Below are 22,449 nucleotides of genomic sequence, written 5' to 3'. Positions count from 1 at the left end.
GCAACGATCATCGGAGCCGCATAAGCCGGTAAGGTCAAGCCCGAAAGATGCGGGAAAGGCGCTGCCACAGGCGCGGCCTCGTTTCAGCAGGAATCGTTTCGGCAGGAATCCTGGCTGTCTCACTCGGCATCAGTCGGTCGAGATAGTGCAGCATCTGGGCCGTTTCGCCGCCACAGAATTCAACGTTGCCCGTCGACAGGATCCGGTGCACGGCTTCCCGTGCCAGAACCGACGGGGAGAATGGTCCTTCAGCCTTCGCATGCATAATCGATCTCCACGGTTGGTGCCGGCAAGGGCGTGCCGGATTGCAATGATCCGAGGTAGGCGGCGACCTTGCCTTGCAGCCGCCATAGCGTGGCGTCGCGGATGTTGCGGGCTTCAAGCTGAACGACGGTCCGGCGCAGATAGTCGGCGCAACTTCCGATGTGGCCCGCGGCGAGCGACAGGATTTCCACTGTGGTCTGCTCGGGCAGGTCTGCTGCATAGGCGGGGCCACTCCGGTCGGCGACGAAGGCGATGGCCCGCAAATTCCCAGCCGCGCCTCGAACCGAAACCCAGCGCGGAATGTTGGTCGGCGGGTTGGCGCTCATCTCCCGGCGCAGCAGCCGGTCGATTGCCGCGTCGATATCAAGGTCGGGGAGACGATAGACGACACCGCGGCAGCTGCCGCCGCGGTCGAGCGCAAGCATCAGCCCGGGCCGCTCGCGCGTGCCGCGCCAGCGGGTCAGCCACAGCGAAAATCGCCGATGCCAGCCATGCACGGTTGCCGGTCGCTCCTCGACGAATTCGAAGCAAGGGTTCCACAGCAGGGAGCCGTAGGCGAAAACCCAGACGTCACGCGGGCGTCCCGCAAGCAGTTGCTTGCGAATGCCGACATAGTCGCGATCCTCCAGATTGCGCAGTCCAGGCGCCGGGCCGGCGTCTTCGATCTTGCGATCGATCCTGGCGAGGAGGTCTTCTGTCAGGGCGATTGTCATGGTCGCTCATCGGGTTTGTCTCCCGGGAGCATCGCCGCGACAAGGCATCCGCGTCCTGAACGGATGCTGATATTGTGCTGAAATCGAATGGAGCCGCAGCGCCTGGTCTCACAATCTCTCAGTCTGCCACCGCCGGCTTGCTGATTTTATCGGTTGTCAGCGACAGCAACGTGATTGATCCAAATATGACCGCAGCACCGGCTGCTCCGGTCGGCGACAGACGCTCGCCCAGAAATATGGCGGCGCCAACCGCTCCGAACACGCTCTCTGCGCTGACGATCACCGCGGCATGGCTGGCCGAGGTGAAGCGTTGAGCGATCGTCTGCATGCCGAAGGCGGCCCCTGTCGAGAAGATGCCGAGCACGGCGAGTTCCGGGGCGGCATCGCTGATGGCGGCCAGCGACAGATTACCCAAAAGGGCGCCGAGCGGCAGCGTGATCACGGCGGCGCCGAGAAATTGCGCGGCAGCCGCTGCGATCGGCGCGCCGTGGGTCTGCATGTGGCGACCAAGCTCCACCATCCACAGCGCGTAGCACGCGGCCGAAAGTGTCGCAGCGAGATCGCCCTGGCTGAAGCTGGTGATCAAGCCTCCGGACAGCAGCAGGACACCGGCCAATGTCATGGCAGCCGCAAGCCCGCCGACAGCAGTCGGGCGCTCGCCAATCAGCAACCAGGCCGCAAGCGGTGTCATCACCGTTGCGGTGCTCACCAGGAAACTCGCATTGGTAACCGACGTGTCGAGATAGGAGACCTGCTGGATGATGATGGATATCGAGAACAGAGCGCTGACTTTGGCGAGGCTGATCCAGTAGCCTGGCCCGGATTTCGTTCCCCATTCGAGCCCCGTCAGCGGCGCGACCATGAGCCCCGCGATCAGGCAGCGCATGCCCACGGCGCTGAGCGGATCGAGATGATCCAGCACAGTCTTCTGCGCAACATTGCCGAAGCCCCAAAAGGCAGCGGCAAGCAGAAGCAGACAGTTGGCCTGCACCTTCGACATATCGATGTCTCGGCAAAGCTTGCGCCGCAAAGGGCGGATCGCTGGTTGCTAGCGGGCGGCGAGCTTGTCCCACCGCTTGCAATACAGGCGGACGCCGACGGGCATGATCTCATAGCCGGCGTCATTCAACTGGAGCTTCATCTCCTCGAAATGCCGCTTTGAGCCGCTGACGATCGATTCAGGCGTGTAGTCCCAGCCGTTGCGGGCGGCATTGGCCAGGATGTCGGCATAGAGGCGCATGCTCGTGATTTTCACATCCGATTCCAGCACCTGCCTGCATCCTCTTGCGAACGACGGCGACTGGGCGGCGGAAAAACTCAAGATCGTGCATGCCAGCATTATCGAAACAGGACGCATGGAAACCTCCCCCGGATTGCCGCTTTTTGCGGCAAACGACCTTGCAATTTGTGCGCCTGCGACGGGATCGGGCAGATGCAGTATTCGGCCTCCTGCATTTGTAGTATTCTGTCCTGGGACGGGTTCCACCATGACGGTCAATGACGCTTCGAAAGCGCAGACGCTCGATGCCTTGTCGGGTCGCGAGCGCGCGGTCGCGGAAAAATTCGCAACCGGCATGACCTATCGCGAAATCGGCAATGCACTTTTCATTGCCCCGACCACTGTTCGCACCCACCTTGCGGCCATCTACGAAAAACTTGGCGTGCGCACCAAGATCGGACTCGCGGCGTATTTTGCCGGCGCTTCCGGCGCTCGGCCGGGCGGGCAGTCACCCCCGTCGGACGCTCCGCCGGTGCTCGCCATATTTCCGATTGAATGCCTGAATTCCGAAGAGCGCTGGAACCGCTTTGCCGACGGCCTGTCGTCAGACATCACCATCAACCTGGCGCGATACGCGGGCCTGCCTGTCATCGCCTTCCACACGATGAAATCGCTGGGCAGCAAGCCGGCCGATTTCGCGGCGGACGGCAAGGCGCTCGGCGCCACCTATTTCGTATCGGGCCAGTTGCGTGCGGACGACCAGAGGATTCGCTTGACGATAGAGCTTGCCGATGCCCGTAGCGGCGTCGACCTGTGGAGGGAGCGCTACGATCGCCCGGCCGAGGACATTTTCGCGCTGCAGGACAGCCTGACCGAAAGCATCATCAATGTGTTCGCCGGCAGTTATGGAACGCTGGCCACGGTCGGCCGCAACGCGGTTCGCCGCAAGCCGCTGGCCAGCTTGCGGGCCTACGATTTTTATCTGCTTGCCCTCGAACAGCACACCATGTTCAGCCGCGCCAGCAATGCCGAGGCGATCCGCTTGTTTTCCCGCGCGCTGGAGCTTGATCCTACCTTCGCAAACTGCTGGGCCGAACTCGCCTACGCCTATTCGATCGAGGCCTGTAACGGCTTTGGCGACGACGTGCTGACGTCGATCGAGAACGGGTGGATCACGGCCGAAAACGCCTTGCGTCTCGACCCGACGGACAGCTGCGCTCACGCATGCCTTGGCAATGTCAGGGCATGCCTTGGCGATCTCGAAGGAGCGGAGCGCGCGCACCGGCGCGCTCTCGAATACGGCTCCAACCACGCCGGCATACTGGCGCTGCTGGCCGGCAGCAAAGCTCTTGTCGCCGGTGATCCAGCCGAGGCGATCCCGCTCATCGAGCGTGCCATGCGCCTCAATCCATTGGCCCCGCCCTGGTATTTCGGCATGCAAGGCCGCATCCTGTTTGCCGCCGGCAGGCATCGGGAAGCTGTCGCGGCGCTCCGCAGGAGTTCGCCGGAGTCGCCGGACGTGCTGATGTTCCTGGCGCTTTCGCATGCGGCCATGGGCGAGACCGGCGAGGCGGCGCGCGCCGCGGCCCGCTTGAGAGCCGAATTTCCAGGCTTTTCGGTCGAACGCTTCATCGCAGGCTATCCGGTGGCCAACCGGGACGCCTTGCTTGCCATCCGCCACGCTGCCGAGCTGGCGAAGCTGCCGTAGGCAAGTTGAAAAATTGACACAACCGTCTGTCTCGGCCATCCTTATGCCAGCCGTCTTNCTGGCGAAGCTGCCGTAGGCAAGTTGAAAAATTGACACAACCGTCTGTCTCGGCCATCCTTATGCCAGCCGTCTTCTCCTGCGGCGGCGTGTGTATGAGCAGTCCATGGCCAGTTCCGTCACCAGCCAGAATTCCAAGCGCGCTGCAGTGCGCAGGGCGCTCGGCCGCCACAAGGTCTACATCACCGCACAGAGCTTTTCCGCCGGCGCCTACAAGGCGCGTGTCCTCGTCGACGGCGAGGCTTATTGGGTCGACGAATTCCGGCTGAGCCAGCTCCAGCAGGGTCTGTCGCCTGCCGAGCTCGAATTGACGCCGGCCACCGACGATTGAGCTGCGTGAGCGCCGCTGCGGTGGAATTTTGATGCTGGCGGGACAGCGCCCCCCTCTGTCCTGCCGGACATCTCCCCCACACGGGGGGAGATCGGCAGCGTCACTGTTGGCGCCCTCTTTGCGACGTCGGAGATTGGCGAAAGCATTCGTGACATCCAATCTCCCCCCTCGTGGGGGAGATGTCCGGCAGGACAGAGGGGGGCGCGAAGGAATGAGACGCTGGTTGCTGACTGCCGCGCGCTTCGATCTTTGACATGCCAGCTCCTTCAAAACTCAAGGCCTATCGCGCCAAGCGCGAATTCAGCAAGACGCCGGAGCCCGCCGGCGGGCCGGTTGCCGCAGAAGGCAATCGCTTCGTCGTCCACAAGCATCATGCTACTGCCGACCATTACGATCTTCGCCTGCAGGTCGGCGATGTGCTGAAGAGCTGGGCGGTGCCTCGCGGCCCGTCGCTCAATCCGGCCGACAAGCGGCTGGCGGTCGAGACCGAGGACCATCCGCTTGAATATATCGACTTCGAAGGCGTCATTCCCGAGGGCGAATATGGCGGCGGGCCGATGATCGTCTGGGACACCGGTGTCTGGGCGCCGATGGACGATGTCGAAAAGAGCTTGCGCACCGGCTCGTTCAAATTTCGTCTCGCCGGCGAGAAGCTGAATGGCGGCTGGATGCTGACCAGGCTGAAACCGAAGCCCGGCGAGGATGAGGGCAAAAAGAACTGGCTGCTGTTCAAGGAGCGCGACCTCGCCGCCGACGCCAGGCTCGACATACTGGAAGCCCGGCCGGAAAGCGTCAAATCCGGCCGTCGCATCGAGGAGTTGGTGGCAAAGCCTGCCGCAAGGCCTGCGAAACCGGTGGCATTGAAACCCGGTGCGCTGCCGGGTGCGGTCAAGGCGCCGCTGCCTTCCCGGATCGAGCCGCAGCTGGCCACGCAGGTTCCGAAGCCGCCGGGCGGCGAAAGCCCTGCCGAAAAAACGCGCGAAATCTGGCTGCACGAAATAAAATTCGACGGCTACCGCACCATGGCACATCTGGCCGACGGCGCGGTCAAATTGATCACCCGCGCCGGCCTCGACTGGACCAGGCGCTATGGCGACCTGCCGCTCGCCTTTGCCAGGCTGCCCTGCCGCGATGCAATCATCGACGGCGAGGTCGTTGCGCTCGACGCCAGGGGCGTCAGCCGCTTCGCGCTGCTGCAGGAGGCATTGGCGCAAGGCGCCGGCAACAAGCTCCACTTCTATGCCTTCGACCTGTTGTATCTCGACGGCTGGGACCTGACAAAAGCGCCGCTCGGCCGGCGCAAGGCGCTGCTGTCGCAATTGCTGTCCGGCCTGGGCGCCAACTCCGCCATCCAGTTCTCGGACCATGTCGAAGGCGATGGCCAGGCGCTCTACGACCAGGCCTCCGAGATGGGGCTGGAAGGCATCGTCTCCAAGCGCGCCACGGCGATCTACCAGAGCGGCCGCACCAAGACGTGGACCAAGACCAAGGCGCTGAAGACCGGCGATTTCGTCATCGCCGGCTACACCACCTCCGCTGCAGCCGAGGGGCTGGCCGCACTCGGGCTCGGCGAATTCGAGGATGGCGAGCTGCACTATCGCGGCAAGGTCGGCACCGGCTTCGACGCCGCCACCGCCACCGCGTTGCTGGCCCGGCTGGAGCCGCTGCGCGCCGGCGCGTCTGCACCCGAAGGCGTTCCACGCGAGATCATGCGCGAGATGAACTGGGTGCGGCCGCTGCTTTCGGCCCATATCCACTATGCCAACCGGACCACCGACAATGCGCTGCGCCATGCCGTGTTCCGCGGACTGCGCGACGTCGGCCTGTCGACGCCTGTATCGGCCAGGCGCAAGCGGCTGATCGCCGAGGCCGACCTCGCCACGATATGGGTGACCAACCCGACGCGGCGGCTGTTCGGCAGAACCGGACCGACCAAGCTCGATATCGCCGTCTATTACGCGCTGGTCGGCGACTTCATGCTGCCGCATATTTTGGGCCGCCCGGTGTCGCTGGTGCGCTGCCCGACCGGCAAGCCGCAGGACTGTTTCTTCCAGCGCCATGCCTTCACCGGCATGCCGAAATCGGTGGCGACTTTCGAGGCGACCAATTCCGAGGGCGAGACCAAATCCTACCTGTCGGTCGAGGACGCCAAGGGCTATCTGGCGCTGGCGCAGTTCGGCGTCGTCGAGTTCCACACCTGGGGCACCCATCGCACTCGGCTCGACAAACCCGACCTGATCGTCTTCGACCTCGATCCCGGCGAGGGGGTTAGCTGGCGCGAGGTGGTCGAGGCGGCGGTGCATATCCGCGCCGAACTGGAGGCGATGGGGCTGGTGCCGTTTGCCAAAACCTCGGGCGGCAAGGGCATCCACATCTCAGTGCCGGTGACGCAAAAACAGAACTGGAAAAAGCTGCACCAGGCGACCAGCGCCATCTCCTCGGCATTGGCCGCCACGGCGCCCGACACCTTCACCACCACGATGGGCAAGGACAACCGCAAGCGGCGCATCTTCATCGACTTTCATCGCAACGCGCGCGGCCACACATCGGCGGCACCTTACTCGCTGCGCGCCCGCACAAACCTGCCGGCCTCGACGCCGGTGAGCTGGTCCGATCTGGAATCCATCGACGCTCCGGAAGATTTGAATTATTCTTCACTGCCGGGCCTTCTGGCCACCTCCGGCGACCCCTGGGCCGACATGGAAGATTTCGCTAGGGATTTGCCGGTATTGTGAGGGCGATGTAGGTTTTGCGCAGCGTCGTTCGTCCTTTGGACGAAGCGCTGCGAACAGTTCGACAGTGCACGGCCGCGTAGGAGAGTTTCATGGCGCCCAGGGCAAGTTGGAAAGGTTACCTCAAGCTCAGTCTCGTCAGCTGTCCGGTCCGGCTGTATCCGGCGACGAGTGCCAGTGAGCGCATCAGTTTCAACCAGCTGCACAAGGACACCCACAACCGCATCAACATGAAGCCGGTCGACCCCGAGCTCGGACTGGTCGAGCGCTCGGATCTGGTCAAGGGCTACGAATACGAGGACAAGCAGTATATTATCATCGAAGATGCCGACCTCGAGGCGGTGCGCATCGAATCCAACCACACGATGAACATCGAGGCTTTTGTCGACGAGCATTCGGTCGACGTCATCTACCAGGACGCCCCCTACTATCTGGCGCCGGATGGCGCGATGGCCGAGGAAACTTTCGCGGTGCTGCGCGAAGCCATGCGCAAATCCGGCAAGCTGGCGATCGCACGGCTGGTGCTGTCCAGCCGCGAGCGCGTGGTGACGATCGGGGCGCGCGAGAACGGCATGTTCGTCTGCACCTTGAGGAACCCGAACGAAGTGCGCGGCACGGCTGAATATTTCGGCAATATCCCGGCCGGCAAGCCCGACCCGGAAATGCTGCAGCTTGCCGAAGCGCTGATCAAGCAGAAGGAAACCACCTTCGATCCGAAGAACTATGAGGATCGCTATGAGATCGCGCTGATGGCGATGATCCGCGAGAAGCTCAAGGGTCACAAGCCGATCATTGCGGCCGCGCCCGAGCGCGGCAACGTGATCAACCTGATGGATGCGCTGAAGGCCAGCCTGTCGCAATCGGCCAAGCCGCCGGCCAAGAGCAAGAGCAAGGCCGATGAAGCGGCGAAACCGGCAACGAAATCCGCCAGGGGCGGCGCCGGCGCGGCCAAGGAAAATCCGCTCAAGGCCAATCTGCTCAAGGCCGTCGGCAAGAGCAAAGGGTGACAGCGCCCACCGGTATGATTTCCGGCAGCGTCTTCGGCGCGATCGGCGCGCTGGCGGCGTTCCCGCTGAGGCTGGCGGCGCGTGAAGTCGAGCGCCGGCAGGGCCAGTTGCGACGCGGCGTCAACAGGCGCACCAGCCATGTCGTGTTCGGCCGCAAACTTCTGGCCAAGGCCGGGGATGCCGAGATCGAGCGCCGCGTCGCCGCCGAGCGTGCGGCCGGGCGCAAGCTGATCAGCGAAAACGGTTTTTTGCGCCTGCTCGGGCTGATCAAGGCGCCAGAGGCCTCGGCGTTGTCGCGGCAGTCGCTTCTCGATCAATCGCGATTGGCCGCATCCGACCTCGACCTGTTGTCGCTTTTCGATGCCTTTGAGCATGATTGCGAACCCTATTCGTTTCGCGATTTGATCCTGGCCCGCAAATATGCCGGGCTGGTCGCCGGCGGCGCCTCGTGGGGGGCGATCGCGCGCTCGGTGCACCGCTGCGGTCCGGTCGCTTCGCTGACCGCCAAGTCGCTGAATGTCGGCTCGCAGCACGGGCGCGCCGATCAGATCTATCTCGAGGGCGGCCAGAGCGAACTCGACGGCCAGCTGCTGTTCGATCTGGGAACGCCTGACGATGACACGCTGGAAGAACTGTTCGCCGATGCTGAAGCCGCGGAAGAGGCTGAAGACCACGAACAGGCGGCTGCACTCTACCAGCGCTGCCTTTCCATCGATCCGGGCGATGCGATCGCCGCCTTCAACCGCGCCAACTGCCTGCGCGCCGCTGGACGCGCGCCCGAGGCGGCGCACGACTATGCCCGCGCCATCAAGTGTGACCCCGGCTTTGTCGAGGCCTGGTTCAATCTGGCCGGGCTGATGAGCGATGAGGGTCGCGAGGCCTCGGCGCGCCGGCATCTGCAGAAGGCGATAGCGCTCGACCAAAACTATGCCGATGCGGTGTTCAACCTGGCAAGGCTGGAGTTCGACGCCGGCAACCTCGCCGAGGCGCGGCGGAACTGGGCGCGCTATCTCGAGCTCGACGCCGGCTCCGAATGGGCGCGGATGGCGGCCAAGGGTATTCAGTTCATCGATTTGCAGCTGGCGCACAAATCGGCGGGGTGAGGGCTCGTTTGGTCGCGCTTGAACACCCCCCTCTGTCCTGCCGGACATCTCCCCCTCAAGGGGGGAGATTGGCTGTCACCGACGGTTTCGCCAACTACCACCGTTGGGGAGTGGGCGGGGAGACGAAGCTGCTAATCTCCCCCCTTGAGGGGGAGATGGCCGGCAGGCCAGAGGGGGGTGGGACGGAACGCGGCCTCTATAAGTGGGATAAGTGGGCCGCCCCATGACCACCTTCCTCTACGACGGCCCAGACACCGCTCCCATCACCATCCTGCTCGCCCATGGCGCCGGCGCGCCGATGGATTCTGCCTCGATGAATGCCACGGCAAAAGCGCTGGCCGAAGCCGGGTTCCGCGTTGCGCGCTTTGAATTCCACTACATGGCGGCCCGCCGCTACGGCCACCGCAAGCCGCCGCCGCGCGCCGAGACGGTGAACCCGGAATACATCAAGGCGATCGCCGACCTCAGGGTGAAGGGCGTGAACGGGCCGCTCATCATCGGCGGCAAGTCGATGGGCGGCCGCGTCGCTTCGATGATCGCCGACGAGGTGTTTTCGAAGGGCGACATTTCAGGGCTGCTTTGCCTCGGCTATCCCTTCCATCCGCCGGGGAAACCGACGCAGCTTCGGACAAAACACCTCGCCGGTCTCAAGACGCCGACATTGATTTTTCAGGGCACACGCGACGAATTCGGGACCAGGGACGAGGTCGCGACCTATGACCTTTCCGACACCATCGAAATGCGGTGGCTGGAAGATGGAGACCACGATTTGAAGCCGCGCAAGAGCATCTCCGGTTTTTCGGCCGCCGATCATCTGAAGACACTAGCCGATGCGGTGAAGGCGTGGACCGAGCGCATCGTGCGCTGAAGCAGGCCAATGAAGATCGCCACCTTCAACGTCAACAACATCAACGGCCGGCTGCAGAACCTGCTCGCCTGGCTGACTGTCGCCAAGCCCGACATCGTCTGCCTGCAGGAGCTGAAGGCAAGGCAGACGCAGTTTCCGCGCACAGCACTCGCCGCGGCCGGCTATGGCGCGGTTTGGGTGGGACAGCCGACCTGGAACGGCGTCGCCATACTGGCGCGGGGTTCAGAACCCGTTCTGACCCGCGAGGCGCTGCCCGGCGACGACAGCGATAACCAGGCCCGCTACATCGAGGCGGCGGTCAGCGGCATCGTCGTCGCCTGCCTCTATGCGCCGAACGGCAACCCGCAGCCCGGCCCGAAATTCACCTACAAGCTGGCATGGCACCAGCGCCTGAACGCGCATGCGGAAGAACTGTTCGACACCGGCCTGCCGGTGGTGCTGGCCGGCGACTACAACATCGTGCCCGAGCCGCGCGACATCTATCCGACCCGCTCCTATGACGACAATGCGCTGGTGCAGCCGGAAAGCCGGGAATCCTTCGCAGCGCTGCTCGACCAGGGCTGGACCGATGCGCTGCGCAAAAAACACCCGAAGGAGACGCTCTACACATTCTGGGATTATCGCCGCAATCGCTGGCCGCGCAACGCCGGCCTGCGGCTCGACCATATCTTGCTGTCCAAGAAACTGACGCGCCGGCTGGCCGGGGCAGGCATCGACCGCTTCGTCCGCGGCGAGCCCGGCGCCAGCGACCACGCCCCGGTGTGGGTGGAGTTGCGGTGAGGGCGGAGATTGGCCGTCATTGGCGGTTTCGCCAATCTTAATCCTTCATGCGCAACCGGTCAGCCCGGTCGCGCGCCTTCGCGGGCGAAGGCCTCGATCAATGGCGTATACCCCTCAGGGTCGGGTTGGGTGGCGAAGCTGTGGCTGGCGGCGGTCGTGGCCCAGGGCAGCCTTTCCGACGTGAAAACCTCGACGAAGGGCACATACCAATGATGCTCGTCCAGCATGGTCGCGCGAACATTGACGAAGAAGTCCAGGCCGTGCGGATGGGTGAACATCCAGTTCTTGCAATGCGGGCAGTAGAGTTGCCGGTGCGGCCCATGCATACCGCCGACCACCGGCTCGCCTTGCGTAACGCTGAAGCCGCTGCTTGGCACCGCCATGGTCAGGGAATACGCACTCGCGCTCAGTTTCTGACAGCCGGTGCAATGACAGGCCATGGTCAGCAAGGGCGGCGCACTTATGCGAAAGCGTATCCCACCGCACAGGCAGCCGCCGTCCCAGGGTAGTTTCCAATCGTCCATCACTTGGCCCCTAGCAGGCGATTCTAGCGCGCGACCGGGCAACATTGCGGCGACCAAGAGTGTCGCCAGGCCATATCGAGCGCTTTGGCGCAGGCGAGCGTTTTGCGCTCGCTGTTTCGCTCTTCGGAATTGACCGGGCATCGACAAGCCCGGCGCCGACCTGCATCATTGCGGACGAAGCGAACAGCGGCGCGAGGGGAGCCCCGATGAACAGGTTTGTCGACAGGCTGCTCGCGGCGCTGCTGCTGGCGATCGGCATGCTCTGCTTCACACGCGTGTATTTCGCGCTGGGGGGCGCCGGCGAAGGCTTCGCGTCCGCGCGCCTTGCTTTTTTCGCAGCGACGGGCGTTGTCTCAGCCCTTGCAGCCCTGCTGTTCTGGGCCGGCCTGTTGCCGGGCCGGTCAACGCACGATCCGAAGGTGCCGCTGTTCGGCAGGGGTGCGGAAACGCAACCCGGCGGACGACCACGCCTGCGGCGGCTCTTTGCCGTCGTTCCGTTCCTCGCCGTGCTCGCTCTGATGGCCGACCAACTCGGCCCCTGGTCGCGGCACCCACAGGACGCCGGCAAAAGCCTGACCGCCGAGCAACCCGCGCCGAGCGCGCCGGAAGGCCAAGAGGTCACCGGCGCGCCGGCCCCGGAACCGGAAGCGGCTCCTGCCTCGCCATCCGAGGTCGCGCTGGCTCCACCTGTTTCACCGCCGGAGCCTGCTCCAGCCCCGGCTGCGCCACCGCAGACCGTCGCGCCGCTGCCACAGGCTCCGCCGCCGCAGCCGACGCAGCCCGACGGCCACCGCGAGCCCGTGGTCTGGCTGGCGGTGGCGCCGACGGTCACTCGATCATGAGCGCCAGCACAGACCGCACGATCAAGCTCTGGGATATCGACGGCAAGCGCCTGATCCACACGCTTGGCGTCCACAAGGACATGGCGCGTACCGCGCTTTTCCTGCCCGATGGGAGGCGGGCGCTGACGGCGGGCGACGACGGCGAGATCGTGCTGCGCCAGCTCGCCGATGGCGCGGTGCTGCACGTCTTCTCGTCAGGCCAGAACGGCGGCGTCAACAAGCTGGCGATCAGCCCCGACGGCAAACGTGCCGTCAGCGGGCACGACACCGGCAGGGTCATTGTCTGGGATATCGAGAAAGGCTCGGTGCTGCATGTGATGCCGGGGCACGACTGGTCGATCAGCGCGGTCGCCGTCTCGCCCGACGGCACGCGTGCGATCAGCGGCAGCATCGAGGGCACGCTAAAACTATGGGACATCGGCACCGGCAAGCAGCTGCGCAGCTGGCACGGGCATGAGCGCGGCCCCTATGGCGTGGTGTTCACGGCCGACGGGCGCCATCTGATCACCGGCAGCGGCGATTACACGATCAAGCTCTGGGATCTCGACAGCGGCCGCGAAGTCCGCCGCCTCGAGGGCCATTCGGGCACGGTCTATGCGCTGGCGCTGTCGACCGACGGCAAGCGGCTGCTGTCCGGTTCGCTCGACGGCACGGCACGGCTGTGGGACATGGAAACCGGCAGCGAGACCGCGCTGTTCGACAGCCGGTCCGGACCGATCTACGCCGTGGCGTTCGCCGCTGACGGCACAGTGCTGACCGGCGGCTACGACCGCACCATCCGGGACTGGCCGGCAGGCGGCGGAGACGGGGTGGTGCTTTTCGCCGGAGCGCCAGATTGATTAGATTTTCAAGGTGCGAATATTTCGGAAAGAGGCGGCGTGCGCTAATGATTACCGCTATCGACAAATGGATTGGCGAACGTGAGCAGTGAAGACTGGCCGCTTGAGGCGAACACAACTGTGTCCATTTTGCCCGTGCCACATCGCCGAAGAATCTTTCCCATCGTCTTGCTTATGTTGGCTGCTGTCGTGCTGTTTTGGCCAGCTCGCAATTATTACGCTCAGTGGTCGGCCATCCAGAAGGCGCAAGCGGCATTCCTCGCCAAGGACTACGCCGAGGCATTCCGCCAGTGGAAGATAGTGGCCGACGCCGGCAACCCCGATGCGCAGAACAATATTGGTTTGATGTATTGGTCAGGTCAGGGCGTTGCTCGGAATGACGCGATGGCAGTGAACTTTTGGCGCAAGACCGCCGAGGCAGGAAACCTAGATGGTGCGTCCGGCCTCAGCCAAGCTTATTATGATGGCAGAGGTATCGGAAAAGACGATCAGTTGGCCTTAATGTGGGCGCGGAAGGCTGCGGACAATGGGCACGCAAATGGTCAACACTTCCTTGGCGTTCTCTATTCAGAAGGCCGGGCGGTGGCGAAGGATGACCGCAGGGCGTTCGAATGGTGGATGAAAGCCGCGGCCAGTGGCCTCGCCGATGCGCAATATGCCGTTGGAACTGCATATGCGTTGGGAAAAGGCGTGGGCAAGGATGACGCAAAGGCATTTTCCTGGTTCAGTAAGGCGGCCGATCAGGGATATCCCAACGCTCAATTCGCTGTTGGCCAAGCCTATTCACAGGGTTGGGGGGTTCAACATGATCATGCTCAGGCTGCCGTCTGGTGGCGTAAAGCGTCCGAACACGCCAACGCCCAGGCACAAGCCGCGCTTGGCTATGCATATTCAATCGGCAACGGTGTTACCCAAAGCGATGCGGACGCAGCGTCTTGGTGGCTCAAGGCGGCCAATCAGGGAGACGTCAGTTCGCAACTGAACCTGGGGGTCGCCTATTCGAAAGGCGCCGGTGTTAGCCAAAGCAAGGCGGACGCGGTTTCGTGGTGGCTCAAGGCCGCAAAGCAGGGAGATACCCAGGCCCAGCTCCTCGTGGCATACGCCTATGCCAATGGTGAAGGCATCGCCAGAGACCACAAATCTGCTGAGTTCTGGTGGCTGGCTGCCGCGAAAACGGGAAATGTCGATGCCGAAGCCAGTCTTGGGATGCTGTATTATCGCGGTATCGATGGACAACCGGACTACAAGGAAGCCGCTAAATGGTTGCTCAAGGCTTCTTCCCATGGCCATCCCGGTGTCCAGATTTATCTGGATATGATGAAGGAGGAAGGTCTGTTGGACACCAAGACATTGTAGGCGAAGATCATATTTGACCTTGTTGCGGATAACAGACGTTTGGCTTTCCCAAAGTGACCGATCTCCACATCGTCGAAGCGTCGATCGCAGAGCTGCGGCAGGCGCTGGAGGCCGGCACTGTCACCAGCGTCGAGCTGGTCGGCGCCTGCCTGCGCAGGATTGCGCATTACGACCGCCATGGCATCGCCCTCAATGCCGTTCCCTTGCTCAATCCCAAAATGTTCGAGGAGGCGGCCGCGTCCGACTGGCGCCGCAGGAATGGTGCTGCGCTCGGGCCGCTGGACGGCATCCCCTACACCGCCAAGGACAGCTACAAGGTATCAGGCCTGACAGTCGCCGCCGGCTCGCCGGCCTTCGAGCATCTCATCGCCAACGAGGACGCCTTCACCATCGGGCGGCTGCGGGCCGGCGGCGCGGTGCTGATCGGACTGACCAATATGCCGCCAATGGCCAATGGCGGCATGCAGCGCGGCGTCTACGGCCGGGCGGAAAGCCCCTACAATGCCGATTACCTGACCGCCGCCTTCGCGTCGGGCTCGTCGAGTGGCTCCGGCACCGCGACCGCCGCCAGCTTCGCCGCCTTCGGGCTTGGCGAGGAGACATGGTCGTCGGGCCGCGCGCCGGCGTCGAACAACGCGCTGGTCGCCTACACGCCGTCGCGCGGCGTCATTTCCGTGCGCGGCAACTGGCCGCTGGTGCCGACGATGGACGTGGTGGTGCGGCATACGCGCAGCGTGCCCGACATGCTCGAACTGCTCGACGTGATCGTCGCCGACGATCCGAACACAAGGGGCGATTTCTGGCGTGCGCAGCCCTGGGTGGCGCTGCCGAAGAGCTCGGATGTACGGCCGCCAAGCTACACCGGCCTCGAGCTGGAGGGAGCGCTCCGAGGCATGCGGCTCGGCGTGCCCCGCATGTATATCGGCCGCGATACGGACGTTGCGATCCAGACCCGCGCCTCGGTGCTGGAGCTGTGGCAGCAGGCGGCGGCCGATCTGCGGCGGCTCGGCGCTGATGTGGTCGAGGTCGATTTTCCCGTCGTCTCCAACTACGAGCGCGACCGGCCGGGAGCAAAAAACATGGTCGATCGCGGGCTGATTCCCAAAGGATTCGCCGAGCGCGAGATCTGGGACCTGTGCGTCTTCGCCTGGGACGATTTCCTGCGCGCCAATGCCGACCCTGCCATCGCCGATCTCGCGTCGGTCGACGGCCCAAAGATCTTTCCGCAGCCGCCGGGCACGCTGCCGGACCGTTATGAGGACAGTTTTGATGTGGCGGAATATGTCGAGCGGGCCAAGCGCGGCGTCACGCCATTCCTGGCCATTCCCGAGTTGCAGGCCGGCCTGAAAGGCCTGGAGGCGACGCGGCGCATCGATTTCGAGGATTGGCTCGCCGCGCAACGGCTCGACGCGGTGGTGTTTCCCGCCGTCGCCGATGTCGGGCCGGCCGATGCGGATGTCAACGAGGCCTCCGCAGCACTGGCCTGGCGCAACGGCACCTGGGTCGCCAATGGCAATCTGGTGCCGCGCCATCTCGGCATTCCGACCGTCACCGTGCCGATGGGCGCGATGGCCGATATCGGCATGCCGGTCGGCCTAACCTTCGCTGGCAAGGCCTATGACGACACCCGGCTGCTGCGGCTGGCCGGCGACTTCGAGCGTTTTGGCCAGCGCCGCAGCCGCCCGCCGCGCACGCCGGAACTTCCCGACGATGTTTTTTTCGCCCGACACAACGCGAGCATGCGCGGCGAGACACCGCCGCTGACCGTGGCGCTTGCCGCCGAGACGCGCCATGCCGGTGATCAGGACGAGATAACAGTCACGCTAGATGTGGCCGGAACGGGAATCGAGACCAGCGTGAAAGTCCGATGTCAACGGCGAGCCCATTCGCATGCAACGGACCGGCGCGCGCTTCACCGGGCGTGCAGTCGTACCGGCCAAAGAGCATGAGAGAATTCACAGCGTCTGGCGCGGCTCGTACGGCTCCATCGTCACCGCTGTCGTGCATCTTGAAGACGGACGCGCCGCCGGCGCCTATATGGTGACCGGCGGGATCGGGTGACCATCGCGCTTCGCCTTGTGCTGCGGCGCGCCGTCTGCAAACGGCTTTTCAATTCGCGTCAGTCCGGCTTGCAGGGGTCGGCCTTGGCCGCTGCTGTCTTCTCGCCCTCCTGCTGCGCCTCGACATCCTGCTGCGAGGTGGCAAGGTTTTTATCGCCGCCGGCTTCCTGGTTGGCAAGCGGCATGGTGTTGCCGGTCTTGTTGGCCGGGCCGCCCTTTACCCTGTTACCGGTATTCGCGTCGGTTTCGAGGGGCGCGCGCGTTGCGTCTTTTGCAACGCCTGATTGAGCTTCGATCGATGCGGTCGTGTCGTGGCAGGTAGCGCTTGCCGTGCCGGCCGTCAGCCCGATCATTGAGGTGGCGAGCAAAATAGCGGTTAGGGTCTTCATCTCGTCCTCCTTCGCTGTTTGAGGTCATCTTTCTAAACTGCCGGCCCTATCTGAGGTTCCGCCAATTCAGTTCGAACTTCGAATGTGGCGTCGTATTCCGATTGATTTGCGGGCTTCCGCAGGCGCCGCCTATCGCGTATTGGCGCGGGGAAACTCCCTTGGGCGCGCGTGAAAAGCATGATTCGACTGGAAAGCATCAGCAAGCAGAACGGCCGGCAGATCGTCTTCATCGAGGCCTCCGCCTCCTTGCAGAAGGGCGAGAAGGTCGGCCTGGTCGGCCCGAACGGCGCCGGCAAGACGACGCTGTTTCGCATGATCAACGGCGAGGAGCAGCCCGACGAGGGCCAGGTCTCGGTCGATCGCGGCGTCACCATCGGCTATTTCAGCCAGGAAGTCGGCGACATGGCGGGCCGCAGCGCGGTTGCCGAAGTGATGGACGGCGCCGGGCCGGTGAGCGAAGTGGCGGCCGAGATGGGCGCGCTCGAAGCGGCCATGGGCGATCCCGATCGCGCCGACGAGATGGACGCCATCATCGCCCGCTACGGCGACCTGCAGGCGCGTTTCGAGGAGCTCGACGTGCGCTGGATGGCCGCGCCCGCGAGGTGCTGGACGGCCTCGGCTTCAGCCAGGAGATGATGGACGGCGACGTCGGAAAACTTTCCGGCGGCTGGAAGATGCGCGTGGCGCTGGCCAGGATCCTGCTGATGCGGCCCGACGCCATGCTGCTCGACGAGCCGAGCAACCATCTCGACCTGGAAAGCCTGATCTGGCTGGAACAGTTCCTGAAGAATTATGACGGCGCGCTGCTGATGACCTCGCACGACCGCGAGTTCATGAACCGCATCGTCGACAAGGTGGTCGAGATCGATGGCGGCTCGCTGACCGCTTACTCCGGCAACTATGAATTCTACCAGCAGCAGCGGGCGATCGCCGACCGGCAGCAGCTGGCGCAGTTCGAACGCCAGCAGGCGATGCTGGCCAAGGAGATCGCCTTCATCGAGCGCTTCAAGGCGCGCGCCTCGCACGCTGCCCAGGTGCAGAGCCGGGTGAAGAAGCTGGAGAAGATCGACCGCGTCGAGCCGCCAAAACGCCGCCAGAAAGTGTCGTTCGATTTCCAGCCGGCGCCGCGCTGCGGCGAGGACGTGGTGACGCTGAAGAACGTCCACAAGGGCTATGGCAGCCGCCCGATCTATCAGGGGCTGGATTTCCAGGTGCGCCGCCGCGAGCGCTGGTGCGTGATGGGCATCAACGGCGCCGGCAAGTCGACGCTGCTGAAGCTGGTCGCCGGCGCTTCCGCGCCGGACAATGGCACGGTGGCACGCGGGCCCAGCGTCAAGATGGGCTATTTCGCCCAGCACGCCATGGAAGTTCTGGAGGGCGAACGCACCGTGTTCCAGACGCTTGAGGGCGCCTTTCCGCACGCCGGCCAGGCGCCATTGCGCGCGCTGGCCGGCTGCTTCGGCTTTTCCGGCGACGAGATCGACAAGAAATGCCGGGTGCTGTCGGGCGGCGAGAAGGCGCGGCTGGTGATGGCGCTGATGCTGTTCGACCCGCCCAACCTGCTGGTGCTGGACGAGCCGACCAACCACCTCGACATCGCCACCAAAGAGATGCTGATCACGGCGCTTTCGCAGTATGAGGGCACCATGCTGTTCGTCTCGCATGATCGGCATTTTCTGGCGGCACTGTCGAACCGGGTCCTGGAACTGACGCCCGAGGGGATTCATACCTACGGCGGGGGCTATACGGAGTATGTCGAGCGAACGGGGCAGGAGGCGCCGGGGCTGCGGAGCTGAGGCGCAGAGCGGCGTTGCCGCTCACCATGACCCAAACGCTCGATTCCGGAAGGAAGCACGGGCTGCTCAGCCGTGTATCACAATTTCGCGCAGCGGATCGCCGCCGTCGATGAACAGTCGGCCTTGCGCCGTCAACGCGGCCTTGAGCCGTTGCAGGGCGATTTTCCTTGCCTCGGGATGACGCCCGTCCAACGCGCCGACGCGCACCGCAACGGCAATGTCGAAATGCTTCTCGTCCGCCTCCAACTGGAAATCCTCGATGGCGACCTGACGCAGGCTCAGCCGGCCCGCTGCAATCTCGGCGCGCGAGGCGGCCCTGGCCTGCGTGATGGCCTTGGCCGAGCGGTCGATCGCCAGCACGTGGCCGTCGCCAATCCGGCGCGCGATCTCGCGCGCCGCAGCACCCGGTCCGCAGCCGATCTCCAGAACCCGCATGCCGTGCCGCAAAGGCAGCGCATCGACGATCGCCAAAAGCCTTGGCGACAAGTTGTTCGCCATTCCGCTTCTCCAGCTCTTTCCGTGAGCCGAGATTAGCGACCATGGCTGGCGACGGGAAGGCCGACACCTGAGGGGATCGCGGACGTCGTCGATGTTTTCACCGCCGGTGGTGAACGCCCCTTGATCGATTATCGAAGAGGCCGACGATCGGTCGACTTCTCAACTGCGCGACAGGAACAGTAGGGGATACTTAAAGCGGAAATAGACCCCGAGCGGCCCGGCGTCGTTGGCCTGAGGGGGGCGGGACTGGCGCCGAGCCTAACCGGTTGGGGGGTAGATCACCGGCCACCTGCATACATACGCTAAATCTAATTTAAGAGCAAGCTAATGTAACAGTGATTCAATGTTGCGCGTTGGCGATTCTCCAGCGGTTGTCTCCAATCAGTTGTTGTTTCTGGCGGCCGCTTCCTGGCCGCGCGCGTCACTCCTATGGCGGCGGCTATACCTGGCATGTTGAGCGCACCGGCCAAGAGGCGCCGGGGGCGGGGCTGAAGCGCAGAGCGCCGGCTTGACCCTGCACCAGGCCGGCGACATTGTGCTGGTCGCCAGTCCATAACGGTCGTGTGGGAATGGATTTTCGTAACGCCATCGATGAATCGCTGGCCTGGGCCAGCCGATGGTTCGACTACGCCGTCACGCCGTGGTTTTTCTATCAGGCTGCCATCATCGTCGTGCTCTTCCTCGTCGCGAAGCTCGCAGCGCAGCGCATCGAACCGCTCATGGAGAACCGGGCACGCCAGATCAAGGGGCATCCCGGACTGTTGAGGGTCGTCGTTGCCCTGTTGCGGCGCACCGACTGGATTCTGTTCACGGTCTTCCTGCTTGCAGCGCTCGTTCTCATGCGCGCCGTCACCTGGCCAAGCCGGACCCATTTCATCTATATCGCGCTCTCGCTATCGCTTGCGTGGCTGTTTGCGTCGGTGCTGTCGCGCATCGTCCGCAATCGCTTTGTCGCGCGGGCTCTCTCCTGGCTGACCTGGATCTATGCGGCCCTCATCATCCTGGGCATCGATGACGACGCCGCGACTTTCATGGAAGGCCTCGCAATACCTTTGGGCGCGGTGCGCCTTTCGGCGCTCATGGTGCTGAAAGCGGCGCTGCTGCTGATCGCCACGGTTTGGCTTGCGGTGGTCGTCGGCAAGTATATCGACGAGCGCGTCCGCATCTCCGAAGAGCTGACACCCTCGATCCGCGTCCTCGTCGGCAAGGTCGCAAAGGTCGGCCTTGTGCTGGTGGCGGGTGCCATCGCCCTGTCTTCCGTCGGTCTCGACCTGACCGCTCTGACGATATTCTCCGGTGCCGTCGGCGTCGGCCTGGCTTTCGGGCTGCAAAAGGTCGTTTCAAATTTCGTCTCCGGCATGATCATCCTGCTCGACAAGTCGATCAAGCCGGGCGACACCATTTCGCTCGAAGGCACTTTTGGCTGGGTACGCGAATTGCGGGCGCGGTTTGTCTCGGTGGTAACGCGCGACGGCCGCGAGTACCTGATCCCGAACGAGGACTTCATCACCCAAAGGGTCATCAACTGGTCGTTCAGCGACAACCTCGTGCGACTCGACGTGAATTTCGGGGTCTCTTACGACGCCGACCCGCACAAGGTCAGTGAACTGGCGATCAAGGCCGCCATGAGCGTCGGCCGGGTCGAAGCGGACCGACGGCCGGTCTGCTGGCTCACCGACTTCGGCGAATCCTCGCTCAACTTCGTCCTGCGCTTCTGGATCCACGACCCTCAGCAAGGCCTGACCAATGTGCGCGGCAGGGTGCTGCTGGCGCTGTGGGACACTTTTAGGGAAAACGGCATAGACATCCCCTATCCGCATCGCGAGATCATCATGAAGCCGGACGGGCGTGCTGAGAAACCAGGCGGGCGCTGAAGCTGCCAATCTCCCCCCTTGTGGGGGAGATGTCCGGCAGGACAGAGGGGGGCGCTGTCCCGCCGACTTCTCTCACCGATCCGCTCTCACGCGCATTCGCTTAGAACGTCCTTTGCGCGTTCAGAACGAACAAGGTTGGCGATCCTTCGCGCCCCCCTCTGCCCTGCCGGGCATCTCCCCCACGAGGGGGGAGATTGGCAGCTTCGGCGCCGAGCGCGTTCGCGAGTGCATCCGGCAAGGGTTCGCACCTCGGCTCCAATGCTGTATCCAGCCCGAATTCAAGGAGCCTGCGATGACCTCACACCTCGACATCCCCGACGCCAGCAGCATGGCGGCCGACGACGAGCACGCCTACGACGCCGCGTGGCAGGACGATGTTCGCGCCGGCGTGCGGCAGGTGCGCGATCTCGACTCCCTGCCGCTGTCGCCAGCCGAGCGCGCGGCGGCTCAAGCCGCGGCCACGCGCCACAAGGTTCGCATCCCAAAAGCCTATCTCGAGCTGATCGACTGGAGCGACCCCGCCGATCCGATCCGGCTTCAGGTCATCCCGTCGCCCGAAGAGCTGGCCGAGCAGGAAGGCGAGCTCGACGATCCGATCGCCGACCACGCCTTCAGCCCGGTGCCGCGATTGACGCATCGCCATGCCGACCGGGTTCTGCTGTTTGCGACCTACCAGTGCGCGGTCTATTGCCGGTTCTGCTTTCGCAAGGAGTCGCTGACCTCGATCGGCCGGGGTTTTTCGCGCGAGGCGCTGGAGCCGGCCTTCGCCTATATCGAGGCCCACCCCGAAATCCGCGAGGTGATCCTGACCGGCGGCGACCCGCTGTCGCTGCCGGACAAGGCGCTGGCAGAAATCCGCGCCCGCATCGAGGCGGTTGCGCATGTGCGGCTCTTGCGCATCCACACCCGCGTGCCCGTAGCGCTGCCCTCGCGCGTCACGTCAGGGCTGGTTCGCTCGCTGCAGGGCCGGCTGATGGTCACAGTCGTCACCCATTTCAACCACGCGCGGGAGATCACGCCGGCCACCGAAGAAGCCTGCCGCGCGTTGCGGCAGGGCGGCTTCGTGCTGCTCAATCAGAGCGTCCTGCTGAAAGGCGTCAACGACACCGTCGAGGTGCTGGAGGAACTGTGCCGCGAGCTGATGTACCGCCTCGGCATAAAACCCTATTACCTGCACCACGGCGACCTCGCGCGCGGCATGGCGCATCGGCGCACCACGATTGCCGAGGGACGGGCGCTGGTCAGCGCCTTGCGGGCGCGCCTGTCGGGCATCTGCAACCCCGTCTACGTGCTAGATCTGCCCGATGGCGGCGGCAAAGTGCCGCTCGGCCCGTGCCATGTCGAGGCGCGGGACGGGGAGACGTGGCGGATTCGTGGGCAGGATGGTGAGCTGAGGACCTATACGGAGCTTGTCGGCGACCCTTGAAAGCTTGGTTCCTCGCCCAGCGAAGCGGGGAGGTGGCTCGGCGAAGCCGAGACGGGGAGGGGG

General features: G+C 64.1%; 20 protein-coding genes and 1 pseudogene. 14 read left to right on the top strand and 7 right to left on the bottom strand.

The window, feature by feature from the left end:
* Window positions 1-34: 34 nt before the first annotated feature.
* The 4 genes from X738_RS56930 to X738_RS84735 form a co-directional block, all read right to left on the bottom strand.
* A complete protein-coding gene (locus X738_RS56930) occupies window positions 35-265 on the bottom strand; it encodes a hypothetical protein (RefSeq protein WP_023799029.1) in 231 nt (76 codons plus the stop codon).
* The gene (locus tag X738_RS0141525; protein ID WP_051407813.1) at window positions 249-977 is read right to left on the bottom strand and encodes a gamma-glutamylcyclotransferase; all 729 of its coding nucleotides are present in this window, start codon (window positions 975-977) and stop codon (window positions 249-251) included. Before X738_RS0141525 ends, X738_RS56930 begins: the two co-directional genes overlap by 17 nt.
* A 118-nt stretch (window positions 978-1,095) precedes the next feature.
* Window positions 1,096-1,977, bottom strand: coding sequence for a DMT family transporter (locus X738_RS56925; RefSeq protein ID WP_023799028.1), 882 nt, complete (start codon window positions 1,975-1,977; stop codon window positions 1,096-1,098).
* A gap of 48 nt (window positions 1,978-2,025) precedes the next feature.
* Window positions 2,026-2,475, bottom strand: coding sequence for a hypothetical protein (locus X738_RS84735; protein WP_156942584.1), 450 nt, complete (start codon window positions 2,473-2,475; stop codon window positions 2,026-2,028).
* Here X738_RS84735 and X738_RS56915 point away from each other — a divergent pair.
* The 7 genes from X738_RS56915 to X738_RS56885 all read left to right on the top strand — a co-directional run bounded on the left by X738_RS56915 (window position 2,465) and on the right by X738_RS56885 (window position 10,782).
* A complete protein-coding gene (locus X738_RS56915) occupies window positions 2,465-3,904 on the top strand; it encodes a tetratricopeptide repeat protein (protein ID WP_023799026.1) in 1,440 nt (479 codons plus the stop codon). The two genes, X738_RS84735 and X738_RS56915, sit on opposite strands and share 11 nt — an antisense overlap.
* A 163-nt stretch (window positions 3,905-4,067) precedes the next feature.
* A complete protein-coding gene (locus tag X738_RS56910; protein WP_023799025.1) occupies window positions 4,068-4,292 on the top strand; it encodes a hypothetical protein in 225 nt (74 codons plus the stop codon).
* A gap of 254 nt (window positions 4,293-4,546) precedes the next feature.
* A complete protein-coding gene (gene ligD / locus X738_RS56905; protein WP_023799024.1) occupies window positions 4,547-7,027 on the top strand; it encodes a DNA ligase D in 2,481 nt (826 codons plus the stop codon).
* Window positions 7,028-7,116: 89 nt separating this feature from the next.
* Complete coding sequence (gene ku / locus X738_RS56900) at window positions 7,117-8,031, top strand: non-homologous end joining protein Ku (RefSeq protein ID WP_023799023.1); 915 nt, start codon at window positions 7,117-7,119, stop codon at window positions 8,029-8,031.
* 14 nt (window positions 8,032-8,045) lie between these two features.
* A complete protein-coding gene (locus X738_RS56895) occupies window positions 8,046-9,134 on the top strand; it encodes a tetratricopeptide repeat protein (protein WP_031254836.1) in 1,089 nt (362 codons plus the stop codon).
* Between the two features lie 223 nt (window positions 9,135-9,357).
* Window positions 9,358-10,002 (top strand): alpha/beta hydrolase family protein, encoded by a 645-nt coding sequence (locus tag X738_RS56890; protein WP_023799020.1) that lies wholly within the window; start codon window positions 9,358-9,360, stop codon window positions 10,000-10,002.
* 9 nt (window positions 10,003-10,011) lie between these two features.
* Window positions 10,012-10,782: an exodeoxyribonuclease III gene (locus tag X738_RS56885; RefSeq protein ID WP_023799019.1), complete on the top strand. Its 771-nt coding sequence runs from the start codon at window positions 10,012-10,014 to the stop codon at window positions 10,780-10,782.
* Window positions 10,783-10,841: 59 nt separating this feature from the next.
* On the opposite strand, the gene X738_RS56880 is transcribed toward X738_RS56885, so the two are convergent.
* On the bottom strand, window positions 10,842-11,306 hold the full coding sequence (locus X738_RS56880; protein WP_023799018.1) for a GFA family protein: 465 nt from the start codon (window positions 11,304-11,306) through the stop codon (window positions 10,842-10,844).
* Between the two features lie 206 nt (window positions 11,307-11,512).
* Between X738_RS56880 and X738_RS86975 the strand changes: the two genes are divergently transcribed.
* The 4 genes from X738_RS86975 (at window position 11,513) to X738_RS56865 (ending at window position 16,292) form a co-directional block, all read left to right on the top strand.
* Complete coding sequence (locus X738_RS86975; RefSeq protein ID WP_245277650.1) at window positions 11,513-12,148, top strand: hypothetical protein; 636 nt, start codon at window positions 11,513-11,515, stop codon at window positions 12,146-12,148.
* On the top strand, window positions 12,145-12,987 hold the full coding sequence (locus tag X738_RS86970) for a WD40 repeat domain-containing protein (protein ID WP_245277649.1): 843 nt from the start codon (window positions 12,145-12,147) through the stop codon (window positions 12,985-12,987). Before X738_RS86975 ends, X738_RS86970 begins: the two co-directional genes overlap by 4 nt.
* Before the next feature lie 81 nt (window positions 12,988-13,068).
* Complete coding sequence (locus X738_RS56870) at window positions 13,069-14,343, top strand: tetratricopeptide repeat protein (RefSeq protein ID WP_156942583.1); 1,275 nt, start codon at window positions 13,069-13,071, stop codon at window positions 14,341-14,343.
* Between the two features lie 53 nt (window positions 14,344-14,396).
* Window positions 14,397-16,292 carry an amidase gene (locus X738_RS56865; RefSeq protein WP_245277648.1) on the top strand — a complete coding sequence of 632 codons (1,896 nt, stop codon included), beginning with the start codon at window positions 14,397-14,399 and terminating at the stop codon, window positions 16,290-16,292.
* A gap of 170 nt (window positions 16,293-16,462) precedes the next feature.
* Here the strand turns inward: X738_RS56865 and X738_RS56860 are convergent, their stop codons facing one another.
* Window positions 16,463-16,792 (bottom strand): hypothetical protein, encoded by a 330-nt coding sequence (locus X738_RS56860; RefSeq protein ID WP_023799016.1) that lies wholly within the window; start codon window positions 16,790-16,792, stop codon window positions 16,463-16,465.
* 177 nt (window positions 16,793-16,969) lie between these two features.
* Between X738_RS56860 and X738_RS56855 the strand changes: the two are divergent.
* Window positions 16,970-18,588: pseudogene (locus X738_RS56855) on the top strand (ABC-F family ATP-binding cassette domain-containing protein).
* Window positions 18,589-18,654: 66 nt separating this feature from the next.
* On the opposite strand, the gene X738_RS56850 reads toward X738_RS56855, so the two are convergent.
* A complete protein-coding gene (locus X738_RS56850; protein WP_023799015.1) occupies window positions 18,655-19,086 on the bottom strand; it encodes an SAM-dependent methyltransferase in 432 nt (143 codons plus the stop codon).
* 569 nt (window positions 19,087-19,655) lie between these two features.
* On the opposite strand from X738_RS56850, the gene X738_RS56845 reads away from it, so the two are divergent.
* Window positions 19,656-20,960 carry a mechanosensitive ion channel family protein gene (locus tag X738_RS56845; protein WP_023799014.1) on the top strand — a complete coding sequence of 435 codons (1,305 nt, stop codon included), beginning with the start codon at window positions 19,656-19,658 and terminating at the stop codon, window positions 20,958-20,960.
* A gap of 292 nt (window positions 20,961-21,252) precedes the next feature.
* Window positions 21,253-22,386 carry a KamA family radical SAM protein gene (locus X738_RS56840; protein ID WP_031254832.1) on the top strand — a complete coding sequence of 378 codons (1,134 nt, stop codon included), beginning with the start codon at window positions 21,253-21,255 and terminating at the stop codon, window positions 22,384-22,386.
* Window positions 22,387-22,449 lie beyond the last annotated feature (63 nt).

It is taken from the genome of Mesorhizobium sp. L48C026A00 (assembly GCF_000502375.1).
GTDB classification, from domain to species: domain Bacteria; phylum Pseudomonadota; class Alphaproteobacteria; order Rhizobiales; family Rhizobiaceae; genus Mesorhizobium; species Mesorhizobium muleiense.
The sequence above is the reverse complement of the archived record's forward strand: the minus strand, read 5'-3'. Positions and strand labels throughout refer to the sequence as shown.

Excerpts from the sequence above, each read along its gene's own strand:
- X738_RS56930 (WP_023799029.1), bottom strand. The coding sequence starts at position 265 with ATGCATGCGAAGGCTGAAGGACCATTCTCCCCGTCGGTTCTGGCACGG.
- X738_RS56845 (WP_023799014.1), top strand. The coding sequence starts at position 19,656 with ATGGATTTTCGTAACGCCATCGATGAATCGCTGGCCTGGGCCAGCCGA.
- X738_RS56860 (WP_023799016.1), bottom strand. The coding sequence starts at position 16,792 with ATGAAGACCCTAACCGCTATTTTGCTCGCCACCTCAATGATCGGGCTG.
- X738_RS56890 (WP_023799020.1), top strand. The coding sequence starts at position 9,358 with ATGACCACCTTCCTCTACGACGGCCCAGACACCGCTCCCATCACCATC.
- X738_RS86970 (WP_245277649.1), top strand. The coding sequence starts at position 12,145 with ATGAGCGCCAGCACAGACCGCACGATCAAGCTCTGGGATATCGACGGC.
- X738_RS56840 (WP_031254832.1), top strand. The coding sequence starts at position 21,253 with ATGACCTCACACCTCGACATCCCCGACGCCAGCAGCATGGCGGCCGAC.
- X738_RS0141525 (WP_051407813.1), bottom strand. The coding sequence starts at position 977 with ATGACAATCGCCCTGACAGAAGACCTCCTCGCCAGGATCGATCGCAAG.
- X738_RS56885 (WP_023799019.1), top strand. The coding sequence starts at position 10,012 with ATGAAGATCGCCACCTTCAACGTCAACAACATCAACGGCCGGCTGCAG.
- ligD (WP_023799024.1), top strand. The coding sequence starts at position 4,547 with ATGCCAGCTCCTTCAAAACTCAAGGCCTATCGCGCCAAGCGCGAATTC.
- X738_RS56910 (WP_023799025.1), top strand. The coding sequence starts at position 4,068 with ATGGCCAGTTCCGTCACCAGCCAGAATTCCAAGCGCGCTGCAGTGCGC.
- ku (WP_023799023.1), top strand. The coding sequence starts at position 7,117 with ATGGCGCCCAGGGCAAGTTGGAAAGGTTACCTCAAGCTCAGTCTCGTC.
- X738_RS86975 (WP_245277650.1), top strand. The coding sequence starts at position 11,513 with ATGAACAGGTTTGTCGACAGGCTGCTCGCGGCGCTGCTGCTGGCGATC.
- X738_RS56895 (WP_031254836.1), top strand. The coding sequence starts at position 8,046 with ATGATTTCCGGCAGCGTCTTCGGCGCGATCGGCGCGCTGGCGGCGTTC.
- X738_RS56925 (WP_023799028.1), bottom strand. The coding sequence starts at position 1,977 with ATGTCGAAGGTGCAGGCCAACTGTCTGCTTCTGCTTGCCGCTGCCTTT.
- X738_RS56850 (WP_023799015.1), bottom strand. The coding sequence starts at position 19,086 with ATGGCGAACAACTTGTCGCCAAGGCTTTTGGCGATCGTCGATGCGCTG.
- X738_RS56880 (WP_023799018.1), bottom strand. The coding sequence starts at position 11,306 with ATGGACGATTGGAAACTACCCTGGGACGGCGGCTGCCTGTGCGGTGGG.
- X738_RS56915 (WP_023799026.1), top strand. The coding sequence starts at position 2,465 with ATGACGGTCAATGACGCTTCGAAAGCGCAGACGCTCGATGCCTTGTCG.